Origin of the sequence: Variovorax sp. UC74_104 (genome assembly GCF_044055375.1) — a bacterium.
Taxonomy (GTDB): domain Bacteria; phylum Pseudomonadota; class Gammaproteobacteria; order Burkholderiales; family Burkholderiaceae_C; genus Variovorax.
This window is the reverse complement of record NZ_CP171978.1, coordinates 1,402,105-1,416,746: the sequence shown is the minus strand read 5'-3', so window position 1 is coordinate 1,416,746 and position 14,642 is coordinate 1,402,105. Positions and strand designations below refer to the sequence as shown.

General features: G+C 69.5%; 11 protein-coding genes and 2 pseudogenes. 7 read left to right on the top strand and 6 right to left on the bottom strand.

The features are described 5' to 3' along the window. Nucleotides 1–22: 22 nt before the first annotated feature. The 3 genes and pseudogenes from ligD to ACHMXA_RS06705 form a co-directional block, all read right to left on the bottom strand. A pseudogene (gene ligD, locus ACHMXA_RS06715) lies at nucleotides 23–2,622 on the bottom strand (DNA ligase D). A 20-nt stretch (nucleotides 2,623–2,642) separates the two neighbouring features. Next, a complete protein-coding gene (locus ACHMXA_RS06710) occupies nucleotides 2,643–3,635 on the bottom strand; it encodes a Ku protein (RefSeq protein ID WP_395319519.1) in 993 nt (330 codons plus the stop codon). A gap of 72 nt (nucleotides 3,636–3,707) precedes the next feature. Beyond that, a complete protein-coding gene (locus ACHMXA_RS06705) occupies nucleotides 3,708–4,727 on the bottom strand; it encodes a succinylglutamate desuccinylase/aspartoacylase family protein (protein WP_395319517.1) in 1,020 nt (339 codons plus the stop codon). 180 nt (nucleotides 4,728–4,907) lie between these two features. Between ACHMXA_RS06705 and ACHMXA_RS06700 the strand changes: the two genes are divergently transcribed. Continuing rightward, on the top strand, nucleotides 4,908–5,177 hold the full coding sequence (locus ACHMXA_RS06700; protein ID WP_395319515.1) for a hypothetical protein: 270 nt from the start codon (nucleotides 4,908–4,910) through the stop codon (nucleotides 5,175–5,177). On the opposite strand, the gene rpe is transcribed toward ACHMXA_RS06700, so the two are convergent. Continuing rightward, complete coding sequence (rpe, locus tag ACHMXA_RS06695; protein WP_395319513.1) at nucleotides 5,167–5,862, bottom strand: ribulose-phosphate 3-epimerase; 696 nt, start codon at nucleotides 5,860–5,862, stop codon at nucleotides 5,167–5,169. The genes ACHMXA_RS06700 and rpe overlap by 11 nt on opposite strands. Nucleotides 5,863–5,931: 69 nt before the next feature. Here rpe and apaG point away from each other — a divergent pair, with 69 nt between their 5' ends. From apaG to thiL, 5 genes and pseudogenes are all read left to right on the top strand, one after another. After that, nucleotides 5,932–6,327: a Co2+/Mg2+ efflux protein ApaG gene (gene apaG / locus ACHMXA_RS06690; RefSeq protein ID WP_176666018.1), complete on the top strand. Its 396-nt coding sequence runs from the start codon at nucleotides 5,932–5,934 to the stop codon at nucleotides 6,325–6,327. Between the two features lie 64 nt (nucleotides 6,328–6,391). Continuing rightward, nucleotides 6,392–8,373: pseudogene (locus ACHMXA_RS06685) on the top strand (site-specific recombinase). Next, nucleotides 8,370–9,641, top strand: a complete 1,272-nt coding sequence (locus ACHMXA_RS06680; RefSeq protein ID WP_395319510.1) for a cation:proton antiporter — start codon at nucleotides 8,370–8,372, stop codon at nucleotides 9,639–9,641. The pseudogene ACHMXA_RS06685 and the gene ACHMXA_RS06680 overlap by 4 nt, the downstream one beginning before the upstream one ends. Then, on the top strand, nucleotides 9,638–10,846 hold the full coding sequence (locus ACHMXA_RS06675) for a YbdK family carboxylate-amine ligase (RefSeq protein WP_176666015.1): 1,209 nt from the start codon (nucleotides 9,638–9,640) through the stop codon (nucleotides 10,844–10,846). The genes ACHMXA_RS06680 and ACHMXA_RS06675 overlap by 4 nt, the downstream gene beginning before the upstream one ends. A gap of 30 nt (nucleotides 10,847–10,876) precedes the next feature. Next, complete coding sequence (gene thiL / locus ACHMXA_RS06670; RefSeq protein ID WP_395319508.1) at nucleotides 10,877–11,833, top strand: thiamine-phosphate kinase; 957 nt, start codon at nucleotides 10,877–10,879, stop codon at nucleotides 11,831–11,833. A 24-nt stretch (nucleotides 11,834–11,857) separates the two neighbouring features. On the opposite strand, the gene ACHMXA_RS06665 is transcribed toward thiL, so the two are convergent. Next, nucleotides 11,858–12,568: a DUF3053 domain-containing protein gene (locus tag ACHMXA_RS06665; RefSeq protein WP_395319506.1), complete on the bottom strand. Its 711-nt coding sequence runs from the start codon at nucleotides 12,566–12,568 to the stop codon at nucleotides 11,858–11,860. 34 nt (nucleotides 12,569–12,602) lie between these two features. After that, nucleotides 12,603–13,499, bottom strand: a complete 897-nt coding sequence (locus tag ACHMXA_RS06660) for a LysR family transcriptional regulator (protein ID WP_395319504.1) — start codon at nucleotides 13,497–13,499, stop codon at nucleotides 12,603–12,605. 97 nt (nucleotides 13,500–13,596) lie between these two features. Here ACHMXA_RS06660 and ACHMXA_RS06655 point away from each other — a divergent pair, with 97 nt between their 5' ends. Then, nucleotides 13,597–14,628, top strand: coding sequence for a Bug family tripartite tricarboxylate transporter substrate binding protein (locus tag ACHMXA_RS06655; protein ID WP_395319502.1), 1,032 nt, complete (start codon nucleotides 13,597–13,599; stop codon nucleotides 14,626–14,628). The last annotated feature ends 14 nt before the right edge of the window (nucleotides 14,629–14,642 follow it).

The window sequence follows — 14,642 nt, the reverse complement described above, 5'->3', positions numbered from 1 at the left end:
GGCTGAAGAGCGAGCGGCAGCCTCAGCCCGGCTCGTAGCCCAGCAGCTTCATCGCTGCCTTGAGGCTCCTGCGGCTGCGCTCCATGCCGGCCCAGGGCTTGTTGCCGATCTCGAAGCGCTCCGCCACGTTGGCGACGGTCCATTGCGCCGGACCGGCGAGCGAGGGCAGCTCGTCCCAGTCGAGCGGTACCGACACGCCCAGCCCCGGACGCGAGCGCGCCGACCATGCGCTCACGGTGGTGGCGCCGAAGCCGTTGCGCAGGTAGTCGACGAAGACCTTGCCCACGCGGTTGCGCGGCCCGCTCTTGGCGACGAAGCGCGCCGGAATGGTCTGCGCAAGGTGCGCCACCACGGCCTGCGAGAAGCCCTTGACGGTGTCCCAGTCGTACTGCCGGCGCACCGGCACCACCACGTGCAGCCCCTTGCCGCCGCTGGTCTTCAGGAAGGCGGGCAGGTCCAGCTCGTCGAGCAGCGTGCGCACCAGCATCGCGGCCTCCTGGATCTGCGGCCATTGCACGCCCTCGCCCGGGTCGAGGTCGAAGGTCATGCGGTCGGGCCTGCCGATGTCGCTGGAGGTGGCGTTCCAGGTGTGCAGCTCGATCACGTTCATCTGCGCCGCGCCGAGCAGCCCTTCCTTCCTGTCGATCTGCAGCAGCGGCTCGTGGCCCGGGTCGAGCGCGGGGTCGAGCTGGTTCACGCCGGGAATCTCGCGCGCCTGCAGGTGCTTCTGGAAGAACAACTCGCCGCCCACGCCGTCGGGCGCGCGCACCAGCGACACCGGCCGGCCGCGCAGGTGCGGCAGCATGAGCTTCGACACGCTGTCGTAGTAGGCGGCGAGCTCGCCCTTGGTAAGCCCGCTGTGCTTGTCGATCACGCGGTCGGCGTGGGTGATCTTCTGTGCCATGGACTTGCTTCTTCCTCCTGCGTTGCGGGTGCCGCTGCCGGCGCTTTCGCTCTTCACGGGAACCTTGGCCGCCTGCGCCTCGATCGTGCGCACGCGCTGCGGCTGCTCCCGCCGGATCTCGCGCGCCGGCTTGTCGCTGCGCAGGCCCTGGAAGACGGCCTGGCGCACGCGATGCTCGCGCGTCCATTCGCCGAAGGAAACCTCGGCCACCAGCGAGGGCTTGACCCACTGGGCCTTCACGCCGCGCGGCACGGGCTCGAAGGGACAGTCGTCGGTGGCCAGCCGGTCGAGCTTGGCCTTGATGTCGGCGAGGCGGCTCGCGTCGAAGCCCGTGCCCACGTTGCCGCAGTAGCGCAGCCGCCCGCCGTCTTCGTCGTACACCCCGAGCAGCAGGGCGCCGAAGCCGGCGCGCGTGCCCTTGGGCGCGGTGTAGCCGCCGATCACGAACTCCTGGCGCTGCTGGTTCTTGAGCTTGATCCAGTCGGGCGAGCGGCGCGATACGTAGGGCGAGCCCTTGCGCTTGGCCACGATGCCCTCGAAGCCGATGCGCGCGGAGGACGCGAGCAGGTCGCGCGGCGAGGCGTCGAAGGCTTCGCTCAGGCGCAGCTGCGGCGAGGGCGGGCGGCCGGCCAGCACCGCGGCGAGCCTCTCGCGGCGCTCCTCGACGGGCAGGTCGCGCAGGTCCTCGCCGTCGAGAAAGGGCGCGTCGAAGAGCCAGTAGACGATGGACGAGGTGGCGCCGCGGTCGAAGGCGTTCTGCAGCGCCTGGAAGTCGGGCGCGCCGTTGGGGCCGTCGACCGTGATCTCGCCGTCGAGCCAGGCCGAGCGGATGCCCAGCCCGGAGAGAGCCTCGACGAGCGCGGGCAGCTTCGCGCTCCAGTCGTGCCCGTTGCGGGTGAAGCAGTGGACCTTGCCCTTCTCGTCGATGCGCGCCAGCAGGCGGTAGCCGTCGAACTTGAGCTCGTAGAGCCAGTCGGCCGGCGCTGAGGGTGGAGACGACGCGAGGGTGGCGAGCTGGGGTTCGAGGGCGGCGGGCAGCACGGCTTTCTTCTCTTCTTCTTCCGAGGGGCCTCCTTCTTCGACGGCGTGCTGCTTGCCGCCTTCGCCTTCTTCCTCGGCGCCTGTCCCACCTCGTCGACGCCCAGGCCGGTGATCACGCTCGCGGGTTCTTCTTCCACCACGTCGTAGTCATCGAGCGCACGGGCCTCGCCGTCGCGCTCCTTGATGAGCAGCCAGGGCTCGTGCGATTCGTCGCCCTTGCCGTGCATGCGCACAAGTGTCCAGTGCCCGTGCAGCTTCTCGCCGCACAGCTCGAACTTGAGCTTGCCGGCCGCGAGCGCCTTGCGCGCATCGCCTTCGGGCAGCCAGTCGCCGCGGTCCCAGACGATGACGGTGCCTGCGCCGTACTGCTTCGGCGGAATGGTGCCCTCGAAATCGGCGTACGAGATGGGGTGGTCTTCGACGTGCACCGCCATGCGCTTCACGCCGGGGTCGAGGCAGGGGCCCTTGGGCACGGCCCAGCTCTTGAGCGTGCCGTCGAGCTCCAGCCTGAAGTCGTAGTGCAGATGGCTCGCGTGGTGCTTCTGGATGACGAAGCCCAGCGCGCCCTTGCCGGGCCGGCCGCCGGCCTTGGGTTCCGGCGTGCGGGAGAAGTCGCGCTTGCCGTGATAGCGCGCGAGCGCCTTTGCGGAGGATGAAGACGATGCGGTGCGTGCCATGGTGTCCGGTCCTGCGCGGATCAGGCGGCGCGGCGGTGACGGGCCGCGGTGCCGGCACTCTTCTTAGCGGCGGCACTGCGCTTCTTCGCGGCGGGTTGCCTGAGCCGCCTGGGTTGAGGCTCTTCCTCGGCATCCTCGTCGGCGTCGGTATCTTCGTCCTTCGGCCTGCCGCCACCGCCGCCGCCCTTGCGCAGGCTGCGCTTGAGCAGTTCGGTCAGGTCGATGACCTTGGCGCCGCGGCCTTCGGTTGCCTGTTCGCCCTCCTCGGGTTCGGGCTGGGTGACGGTCTCGGTCTGGCCGGCCTTCACCTTCCTGTCGACCAGGCGCAGGATCTCGTCCTTGAACTCGTCGCGGAATTCGTCGGGGTCCCAGTCGGCGCTCATGTCCTCGACCAGTTCCTTCGCCATCTCGAGCTCGCGCGGGCGCAGGCCGGCCTTCTTCACGTCTTCGGAGGGCAGCGGCAGGTCGGTCCAGGGGCGGATATCGGCGCCCCAGCGCAGCAGGTTCAGCACGAGGCCGGGGCCCACGGGCACCAGCGCCGCCAGGTGCTGCTTGGTCTGGATCACGACGCGGGCCACGCCCACGCGCCCGCTGCGCTGCAGGGTCTCGCGCAGCAGCGCATACACCTTGGCGCCGCGGTTGATGGGCGCCACGTAATAGGGGCGCTCCAGGTACACGAAGGGAATGCCGTTGGCCGGCACGAAGCTCTCGATCTCGATGGTCTGGGTGGTCTTCGGGTAGGCGGCGGCGATCTCCTTGTCGCTGAGCACGACGTACTCGCCGCTCTCGTACTCGACGCCCTTCACGATCTGCTCGCGCGCGATCTCCTTGCCGGTCTTCTTGTTGATGCGCTTGTAGCCGACCGGGTCCATGGTCCGCTTGTCGAGCCAGTCGAAGTCGATGCCGTGGTCGGTGGTGGCCGAGTAGAGCGCCACCGGGATGTGGACGAGGCCGAAGCTGATCGCGCCCTTCCACAGGACGCGCGGCGCGGGTGCTTTCTTGGTGACGGGCATGTGCACACTCCTTCACCCTTGAATTTGCGCTGCGCCGCGCCGCGCGATGTAGGAACGCGGCCCCAGGCGCCGTCAGGCCGCGCCGGTGCCGTCGGTTGGGCCGGCCACCGGCCCCAGCTGGCGCTCGCTCGGGCGCGCGAAGTAGAACCACTCGGCGCCCGGCAGCGCCATCGCGTTGGGGAACACGATGAAGCCGTCGTCGGGCGCGCTCAGCAGCGTGCCGTCGTGGCGCATGCCGATGGGCTCGCCGCGCTGCACTTCGTCGAAGGTGGCCCAGTCGCGCACGAAGCTGTCTTCCTCGTGCAGACGGTCGGTCACGCTGGCCAGGCGCAGCAGCTTGGGCGGCTGCGCGGGGCCGCCGGAGAGCCCCTCGGGCAGCTCGGCCATGCCCAGCAGCGCCAGCGTGCGGCGGATGGCGCGCCACGCCACCTCGGGCGCCTGCGGGTCGAGGTGCTGGCCGCATTCGAGGGTGACGCCGTAGCCGCCGCGGCTGCGGATGAATTCGTTGGTGCCCCGGCCGAAGTCGAGCTCGGCCTCGCTGGCCGGCGCGCCCCCCGCGCGCTGCGCGATGCCGGCGGCGTAGATGTCGAGCCAGCCTTCCACCACGATGGGCGTGCCGATGTGCAGCGCGAGCTGGCCTTCCTCGTACGAGCGGGCGAAGGGCTCCAGCGTGCCGGTGTTGTCGCGCGGACCGATCATCGCGAAGGCCTCGCCTTCGCTCTGGAAGGAGTGCAGGTCCAAGAGCACCTCGTGGCGTTCGATGATCGGGGCCAGCACGTTGGTCACGCGGGCTTCGTAGTCGGCGGGGGACTCGGTCGGGCGGAACAGGCGGTTGAGGTTGCGCTCGCCCTCGCGCTGCAGGCGCCTGCGCGCCAGCGGATTGGCCACCGGCACCATGGTCAGCTCGCCGCGCAGCAGCCGCAGCGAGCCGGCCTCGAACTCGCCCAGCACGCGCTCGATGCCCAGGGTGCCGGAGATCTCGTCGCCATGCACGCCGCCCATCACGAGCAGGCGGGGACCGGGGTTGAGCGAGGCGAACGAATGGATGCGCAGGCTGTCGGTGGCCGCGCCGGCGAAAGGATCGGAAGACATCCGGGGATTATTGCGGAGCCCTTTCCCTGCACGCAAAGGCGCTATTCGTTTCATAGCACCAGCGGCCGGGAAGCCGCGCCGAGGAGCCGCCTACAGGGGCTGCCTCGCCTGTCCTACCGGGCCGGCGGCGCTGGCGGGGCAGGCTCGATCGCTGTCAAAGGAATGCATAGGAGTGCATGCATGAACAGCAAGAGCAAGGCCGTCAAGGCACAGCCCGCCGATCCGCTGAAGAAGGATGACGGCGGTGGCAACACCAAGGTGGAGCAAGGCGGGGAATCGTCGCCGCGCCTGCCGCACGAGCGCGACCAGTCGTCCGACAGCCAGCAAACGCAGGAGGGCCGTCCGCCCGACGTGGGCCGCAAGGCCCATGACGACGTGGAGCGCGGGCTGGTCGACACCGACCGCGGCCCGGTGACGGACCGCGTCTACAACGACAAGGTCAGGCGCTGACGACGCCAGCGAGCTGCCTGCGCATCTCGGAGATGACGGCGCCGTAGTCCTTGGCGTTGAAGATCGCGCTGCCGGCCACGAAGGTGTCGGCGCCGGCCGAGGCCACGCGCGCGATGTTGTCGGCCTTGATGCCGCCGTCCACTTCCAGGCGGATGTCGCGCCCGCTCTGCTCGATGCGCTTGCGCGCCTGCTCGATCTTGCGCAGGGCCGAGTCGATGAAGCTCTGGCCGCCGAAACCGGGGTTGACGCTCATGATCAGGATGAGATCGATGTCGTCGATGGCCCAGTCCAGCGCCTCCAGGCCCAGCCCGGGGTTGAACACCAGCCCGGCCTTGCAGCCGGCCGCCTTGATCGCCTGGATGCTGCGGTGCGTGTGGGGCGAGGCGTCGGGGTGGAAGCTGATGTAGTCGGCGCCCGCTTGCGCGAAAGAGGCCGCCAGTGCGTCGACCGGCTGGATCATGAGATGCACGTCGATCGGCACCGGCGTGCCGTCCGCCGTCTTGGCGTAGGGCTTGAGCGCCTGGCAGATCATCGGGCCGAAGGTCAGGTTCGGTACGTAGTGGTTGTCCATCACGTCGAAATGGATCCAGTCGGCGCCGGCGGCGATCACGTCGGTCAGTTCTTTGCCGAGGTGCGCGAAGTCGGCGGACAGGATGGAGGGCGCGATGCGGAACGGGGTGCTCATGGCCCCGATTCTCGCAGCCGGCGCAAGCCCGACAAAAGGCCTCCGTTAGCCTCCGTTACCATCCGCCCCATGTCACACAGCCCTTTCAGCGTACAAGTCGAGCCGCGCTACCTGGCCGACCAGTCTTCGGCCAAGGACAACATCTACACCTTCTCGTACACGGTCACCATCACGAACACGGGTCCGGTGTCCGCCCAGCTGATCGCGCGCCACTGGCTGATCAACGACGCCTCGGGGCATTCGCAGGAGGTCAAGGGCCTGGGCGTGATCGGCCAGCAGCCGCTGCTGGCGCCAGGCGAGACCTTCCGCTACACCAGCGGCTGCCGCCTGCAGGCGCCCAGCGGCACGATGCACGGCAGCTACTTCGTGGTGACGGAGGAAGGCGACCGCTTCGACGTGCCGATCCCCATGTTCGTGCTGGAGGCCGACATCGGCGGAGCCCCCGTCTCCCGTGTCCTGCACTGATTCCCCGATGCGCTGACGCCCTGGGCACAGCGCGCCCCTTCCCCTTTTTCTCCCGCCCCCCGACATGGCTGCCGCATCGCGCGACTTGCAGGGGCTGCTTGCCGGCCTCGACCCCGCGGCCGATGTGGCGCAGCGCCACATCTGGCTCATCAACATCTTCGACTGGGTGCGCGGCGACCGCGCCTCGCCGCAGGCCGCCATCGGCCGCGTGCAGCTGCTGCTGGACGCCGTCGAGGCACGGCCCGAGCTGCGCGAGCGGCTGCGCGCCTGGTGGCGCGCCTTCACGCAGACGGTCGACCTGACCACGCTGCTGGCCGACTACGGCTTCGCCCCGCGCACCGCCTTCGCGAGCGAGCTGAGCGAGCGGCTGCGCCGCAAGATCCTGCCCGGCACGCCCGAGACCACCGATGCATCGGACCTGTTCCGCATGGTGCTGCCCGGCGTGTTCGACGCGGGCTGGATCGCGCTGCTCGACGAGGCGCAGCTCGCCCGCATCGGCGCGCTGCTGTCCGACGCTGCGCTCGACGAAGACGGCGCCCCGCGCTGGCGCCACACGGTGATGGACGCCGTCACCTACTGTGCGAGCCAGGTGGTGGCCGCGGGCTTCTCGCCCGAGCTGCGCCTGCGCATGAGCACCGATGCGGTCGGCGAGACGCGCCCCTTCCATTCGCTGATGGCCGACCTGGACGAGCTGCGCGAGCAGATGTTCGACCGCCCTGGCGAGCCGCGCGACGAAGAGGCCCTGCAGGCCGCCTTCGTGGCCTTCCGCGACCGGCTGGACGCCTGCCGCGCCGGCGCCGCCTCGGTCTATACGCACCTGGAGGACAACGGCATCTCGGTCGGGCTGGTGTTCCGGTTGCGCCAGCTGCGCGAGCGGGTGCTGCGCATCCGCGAGCTGCTCGACTGCCTGATGGCGCCCAACCCCGGGCCCAGCGTGGCGCGGCTGGTGGGGCGGCTGGTACTGGCCGGCGGCGAGCGCAACAGCATCCGGGCGCTGATCGCCTCCAATTCGTCGATGCTGGCCGCCAAGGTGACCGAGCGCAGCGCCGAGACCGGCGAGCACTACATCACCCGCGACCGCGCCAGCTACCTGCAGATGGTGAAGAAGGCGGCCGGCGGCGGCGCCTTCACTGCCCTCACGGTGCTGCTGAAGTTCGGCATCTACGCGCTGGGGCTGTCGGCCTTCTGGAGCGGGCTGGGCTCGGGGCTGATGTACGCGGCCAGCTTCGTCGCGATCCAGCTGCTGCACCTGACGCTGGCCACCAAGCAGCCCGCGATGACGGCGCCGGCCATGGCGGCGCGGCTGCGCGACATCAAGTCGGACGCGGCGGTGGACGATTTCGTCGACGAAGTCGCCAATCTGGTGCGCTCGCAGGTGGCGGCGGTGCTGGGCAACGTGCTGGTGGTGGTGCCGACGGTGGCGGCCATCGCGCTGCTGGCGCAACTGGCGCTGGAGCGGCCGCTACTGGACGCCGCCCACGCGGCGGCCACGCTGAAATCGCTGTCGCTGGCCGGCCCGACCGCGCTTTTCGCGGCAATCACCGGCATCCTGCTGTTTTCGGCCAGCATCATCGCCGGATGGACAGAAAACGCCTTTGTCCTGCATCGGCTGGACTCTGCAATGCGTTACAACCCCCGCATCGGCGCTTTTCTCGGCGCCGCACGGGCCCGCCGCTGGGCCGATTTCATGCGCACCAACATTTCAGGCTTCGCCTCCAACATCTCGCTGGGACTCATGCTCGGGCTGCTGCCCGCGTTCGCGGGTTTCTTCGGGCTCGGGCTGGACGTGCGGCACGTGACACTGTCGGCCGGACAGATCGCCGCCGCGGCGGCATCCATCGGCCTATCGGTGTTGCAGCAGCCTGCGCTGTGGTGGGCGGTGGCGGCGATCCCGGTCATTGGCGCGCTCAATGTGAGCGTGAGTTTCTACTTCGCTTTCCGCCTGGCGCTGCGCGCGCACAGCGTGAGCCTCGGTGACCGCGCATCCGCAGCGCGATCTGGGCCCGCTGGCGCAGCCGTCCGGTGAGCTTTTTCCTTCCTGGATGAATTTGACGAGCTTCCTCAACGATCTGCTGGGTTTCTGGTCCGAGTGGGTGCGCCCCTCGGCCGGCCTGCCCACCGTGCTCTGGTCGCTGCTGCTGGCGGCGGCGGCGGCCTCCGGCCATCTCGTGCAACGCTACCTCGGGCTACCCAAGGTGATCGGCTATTCGCTGGTGGGCGCCGTGGTCGGCTTCGCCGGCTTCGAGGGCGCGATCTGGCCGCTGCGCGGCATCAGCCTCTTTTTGCTCGAGCTCGGCGCGGCCGTGGTGCTGTTCGAGGCGGGCGGGCGGCTGCCGCTGCGCTGGTTCCGCCACAACCCGATGGTGCTGGTGCAGAGCCTGCTCGAGGCCACGCTGACCTACTTCGGCGTGTACTGGGTGCTCACGCTGCTGGGCCTGCCCGAGCCGGTGGCCAACCCGATCGCGCTGATGGCCATCGTCGCCTCGCCGGCGGTGCTCAGCCGCGTGATCATCGACACCCGCGCCGCCGGTCCCGTGACCGAGCGCGCAATGACGCTGGCCACGCTCAACACCTTCTACGCGCTGGCGCTGGGCTATGCGCAGGCGGGCCTGATCGAGCGCGCGCCGCAGACCATGCTGCAGAAGCTCTACCCGGTGGCGGTGGTGCTGGGCCTGTCCTTCGTGGTGGGCGCGATCATGGCGCTGGCGCTGCGCTCCGCCCTGCGGGTGATGAGCCCGTCGAGCGAGAACACGTCCATCCTGCTGCTGGCGATCATCGCGGCGGGTGCGGCGCTCACCGCGCACGTGGGCGGCTCCGCCCCGCTGGCGGCGTTGATCGGCGGCGTGCTGCTCAAGACGCTCAACCCCAAGCCCTGGGCCTGGCAGCGCCAGCTGGGCACGGCCTCCTCGTTGCTGACCATGCTGATGTTCGTGCTGGTGTCCATCGTCGCGGCGCAGGCCGACTGGACGCTGCCGGTGGCCAGCGTGGTGCTGGCCGTCATCGGCATCCGCCTGCTGACCAAGATCGCCGGCGTGGCGGTCGCCAACCCCGGCAGCGGCGCGAGCTGGAAGCAGGCCTTCTGGGTCGGCTGCGCGATGTCGCCGCTGTCGTCGATCGCGCTGCTCATCGCCTCCAACTTCGCCACCGCCTCGCCGCTGCTGGGCACGATGATCACGCAGGTGGCGCTGCCGTCGATCCTGCTGATGGAGGTGGTGGGCGCGGTGCTCGCCACCCTGGCCATCCACGCGGTGGGAGAGAGTTCGGTGCCCTGGGCGCCACGGGCCTTCAGCATCACCGAGGACACGCAGCGATGAGCACCACCGCAGCCACCCCCATCGACCCGGACAGCGACGACGTGCGCTCGGCGCCGCTGCCAGCGGACCCCGAGAGCCGCGCGGTCAAGCTCGAGCCCTTCAACAAGTCGGAGGCGCTGTCGCTCGGCGTGGAGCTCGAGCTGCAGCTCGTGAACACGCACGACTACGACCTCGCCCCCTACGCCGAGGACATGCTGCGCCTCATGGCCCAGACCCCGCTGCCCGGCAGCGTGGTGCCCGAGATGACGTCGAGCATGATCGAGATCTCGACCGGCATCTGCCATTCGGCGCAGGACGTGATCACGCAGCTCTCGCCCATCCGCGAGGCGCTCATCCGCAATGCCGACAAGCTCAACATCGCGGTGGTGGGCGGCGGCACGCACGCCTTCCAGCAGTGGCACGAGCGGCGCATCTACGACAAGCCGCGCTTTCGCGAGCTGTCGGAGCTGTACGGCTACCTGAGCAAGCAGTTCACCATCTTCGGCCAGCACGTGCATATCGGCTGTCCCGATGCCGATGCGGCGCTCCTGATGCTGCACCGCATGTCGCGCTACATCCCGCACTTCATCGCGCTGTCGGCTTCCTCGCCCTTCGTGCAAGGGCAGGACACGCAGTTCGACTCTGCGCGGCTGAACTCGGTGTTCGCGTTCCCGCTGTCGGGCCGCGCGCCCTTCACCACCAGTTGGAAGGAGTTCGAGGCCTACTTCGAGCGCATGACCCGCACCGGCGTCGTGCGCAGCATGAAGGACTTCTATTGGGACATCCGCCCCAAGCCCGAGTTCGGCACCATCGAGATCCGCGTGTTCGACACGCCTCTCACGGTGGAGCGCGCCGCCGCGCTCGCCGGCTACGTGCAGTCGCTGGCCGCATGGTTCCTGCAGGAGCAGCCCTTCGAGCCGACGGAAGACGACTACCTCGTCTACACCTACAACCGCTTCCAGGCCTGCCGCTTCGGCCTCGACGCGGTGTACGTCGACCCGGCCACCGGCCAGCACATGCCGCTGCGCGACCACATCCTGATGACAATGACCCAGCTCGAATGGCACAGCGAGGCGCTCAACGCCACCAAGGCGCTGGGTGAGCTGCGCACCAGCGTGGAATCGAACCGCAACGACGCGCGCTGGCTGCGCGAGAAACAGGGCAAGGAACGGCTGCTGGCCGAGGTGGTGCGGCAGGCGGCGCTGAGGTTCCGCGGGCAGGGCTGAGCCGCGCCGCAGCGCTTATGCTCTACCCCCATGGGTGAATTCGACCTGATCGCACGCTACTTCAAGCGCCCCGCCACACGCTCGCCGCTGGGCGTGGGCGACGACTGCGCATTGCTCGCGCCGGCTGCCGGCATGCAGCTGGCCGTGTCCTCCGACATGCTGGTCGAGGGACGGCACTTCCTTTCCACCGTCGATCCGGCCCGGCTGGGCCACAAGGCGCTGGCGGTGAACCTGAGCGACCTGGCCGCCTGCGGCGCGAAGCCGCTGGCCTTCACGCTCGCACTGGCGCTGCCGGGCGTGGACGAGCCCTGGCTCGAAGGCTTCTCGCGCGGGCTGTTCGCGCTGGCCGACATGCACGGCTGCGAACTGGTGGGCGGCGACACCACGCGCGGCCCGCTCAACATCTGCATCACCGTGTTCGGTGAAGTGCCGGCTGGCGCGGCGCTGCTGCGCTCGGGGGCGCGCGCGGGCGACGACATCTGGGTGAGCGGCACGCCGGGCGAGGCGCGGCTGGCGCTGGAGGTTTTCCGGGGCACGATCGCGCTGCCGGCGGACGCCTTCGACACGGCGCGCAGGCGCATGGAGCAGCCCACGCCACGCGTGGCGCTCGGGCAGGCCCTGCGCGGCATCGCCACTTCGGCGGTGGACGTGAGCGACGGGCTGATCGGCGACCTGGGCCACATCCTCGCGTCGAGCGGCGTGGGCGCCACGCTCGACGTGGACGCGGCCACTGCGCTGATCTCGGTCGACACCGGCAACCTGGGCGAGGAACTGCGCCGCACCTGCGCGCTCTCGGGCGGCGACGACTACGAGCTGGTCTTCACCGCGCCCGCCTCGGCGCGCAACGCGGTCGGGCAGGCAGGCATGGACAGTTCAACGCGCGTCACGCGCATCGGCCGCATCGAGGCCGACGCCGGCCTGCGTATCGTCGACTCGGCCGGCGCGCCGGTGTCGCAGCGCTTCGGCTCGTTCGACCACTTCGTCTGATACGCGGCCGCCGATCGGTGGAGGTCACGAGCCTCGCACCACCGCCTGCATCTTTTGCTGCGCCGCGTTGATGGCGGCCGACTGGCCGTTCAACTGCTGCAGCATCTTGTTGAGCTCGGCCTGCACCGCCGGGTCGGTCACGGCGACGCTGCTGCCGCTGATCTGGATCTTGGACTTGTTCTTCTCGATGAAGTCGCCGATGGCCAGCGCGCTGTCGAACACCTTGTCGAGCGCGGGGAACACTTCCTTGAAGGTGGCGGACGGCGTGGTCACGGTCTTCTCGAAGGCCTTGTCGTAGACCTGCTTGAGGTCGTCGGGCTGCTTGAGCTGCGCGTGCGCGGCGTCGGCCTTGGCGGACTGCTGGTCGAGCGCGGTGCGAAGGCCGCCGAGGCCGTCCTTCGCGGCCTTGAGGTCGTCGCGGCGCGCGGGCAGGTCGGCGATGGAGCGCAGCGCGCCCTTGGCCATGATCTGCGTCATGGGCTGGCTCACCGACTTGTTCATGCCTTCGTTGAAGTCGGTGATCACCGCGTAGTGCTGCGCGTAGTCGCCGAACGATGCCTTCTCTTCGGCCGTGGGCACCGGCACGCGGAGGCCGGGCTTGTCGAGCACGCGGGTCTGCAGGAAGGAGATGAAGGCCTTGCGCTGCTCGGCCTCCTTGTTGCCGCAGGCCACCAGCGCGAGGCTGAAGGCGACGAGGAGCGACATGGCCCCGAGACGTTGAATGAAAGTTCTCATGGGTCGAGCCCCCTGTGTTGTTGTTCCTCAAAAATTATAGGGAGCGCTTCAGCGCCTCGACGAAGGCGCGCGCCGCGGCCGAGAGCGAATGGCCGCGCTTGGTGACGATGGAGATGTCGCGCGCCACGCGCGGCGAGCTCAGCACCTTGATGACCAGCGACGGGTCGGCCTCCGCGCGCGCGAAGGCCGAGGGCATGATCGACGCGCCCATGCCGGCCGCCGTCATCCAGATGGCGGTGGAAAGGAACGACACCTCGTTCACCACGTCGAGCGCCACGCCCGCCTCGGCGGCGGTGCCGTCGATGAGCGGGCGCACGCCGTAGCCGGGGCGCACGGTGATGAGGGGGTGGCCGCCCAGGTCGCTCCAGCGCACCACGCGGGCCTTGGCCAGCGGATGGTCTTCGCGGCAGACCACGGCGAGGTGGTCGCGCATGAGGCGCTGCACCTCGACCTCGGCGCCGGGCCGCTCGGGCGTGCCGATGCCGAAGTCCACGTGCTCGCCGATGATGCGCGAGATGAACTGGTCGGGCGCGCAGTCGTTCACCAGCACGCGCACGCCGGGGTGCTGCTCGTTGAAGGCGCGCATGGCATCGGGCAGCAGCAGGGCCGCGAGCGTGGGCGTGATGGCGAGCGTGACGCGGCCGCGTTCGAGCGCGGCCAGTTCGCGGAAGTCGTTCGACAGCGAATCCACGTCGCGCAGGATGCGCTCGACCGTGGCCATCATCTGCTCGGCCGCCGCCGTGGCCTTGAGCGAGCGCGTGGTGCGATCGAACAGGCGCGTGTCCAGCCCCTCCTCGAGCTGGCGGATCAGCATGCTCACCGCCGACTGCGTGACGAACAGCCGCTGCGCCGCCGCGCTGAGCTTCTTCAGCTGGTAGACGGCGAGGAACGCGCGCAGCTGGCGGATCGTAGGACTGAAGTTCGCATTCATCAGTAAAGATGATATTTCATTAGAAATTTCTTGATTTACGAATAAATCCCGCCATCGTTCAATCATTCAAAAGACGCATCACATTCAAGGAGTCCTGATGGCAGCTGCACCTCTTGCCCACGGGAAGAGCGCGCTTCGCCGGCAACTGCTGTTCGCTGCAGCCGGCGCCGCACTGACCGGCGGCAGGACCTTCGCGCAAACGGTTTCGTCGCCGCCTCAGCCTGCTGGCGACTTCCCCAACAGGCCCATCCGCCTCGTCGTGACCTTCCCGCCCGGAGGCAGCGCCGACGCGGTGATGCGCCTGCTGGTGCCGCGCCTCAACGAGAAGCTCGGGCAGCCGGTGGTGATCGACAACAAGCCCGGAGCGGGCGGCAACGTGGGGCTCTCGCTGGTGGCCAAGGCGCCGGCCGACGGCTACACGCTGGGCCTGGGCGCCGCGGGTGCACTGACGGCCAACGTGAGCCTCTATGCGCAGATGCCCTTCGATCCGGTGAAGGACTTCAAGCCCGTGGGCATGGTCGCGGCCACGCCCTTCGTGATCGTGGGGCATCCGTCCGTCGCCGCGCGCACGCAGCGCGAGCTGATCGCGCTGGCGAAGGCCAGCCCCGGCACGCTGTCGATCGGCCATGGCGGCAACGGCACGGCCATGCACCTGTCGGCCGCGCTCTTCGCGCAGATGGCCGACGTGAAGCTGGTGGAAGTGCCCTATCGCGGCTCGGGCCCGGCGGCACTCGACGCCATCGCGGGGCAGATTCCGCTCGCGCTGGTCGATCTGCCCGCATCGCTGCAGCAGATCAGGGCCGGCAAGCTGGTCGCATTCGCGGTGACGAGCGCGCAGCGCGTGCCGATGCTGCCCGAGGTGCCCACGGTGGCCGAGGCCGGGCTCGCGGGCTACGACTCCACCGGCTGGTTCGGCGTCGTGGCGCCCGCCGGCACGCCCGCGCCCGTCGTCGCGCGGCTCAACGCCGAGATCAACGCCGCGCTCGGCGACGAGCAGATCAAGGCCACGATGCGCAACCTCGGCGCGGAGCCCGCACCGACCTCGCCCGAGGCCTTCGAGGCGTACATCCAGTCGGAAACGAAGAAATGGGCGAAGGTGATCCAGGCCGCCCGCATCCGGCTCGACTGACGACAGGCATCCGC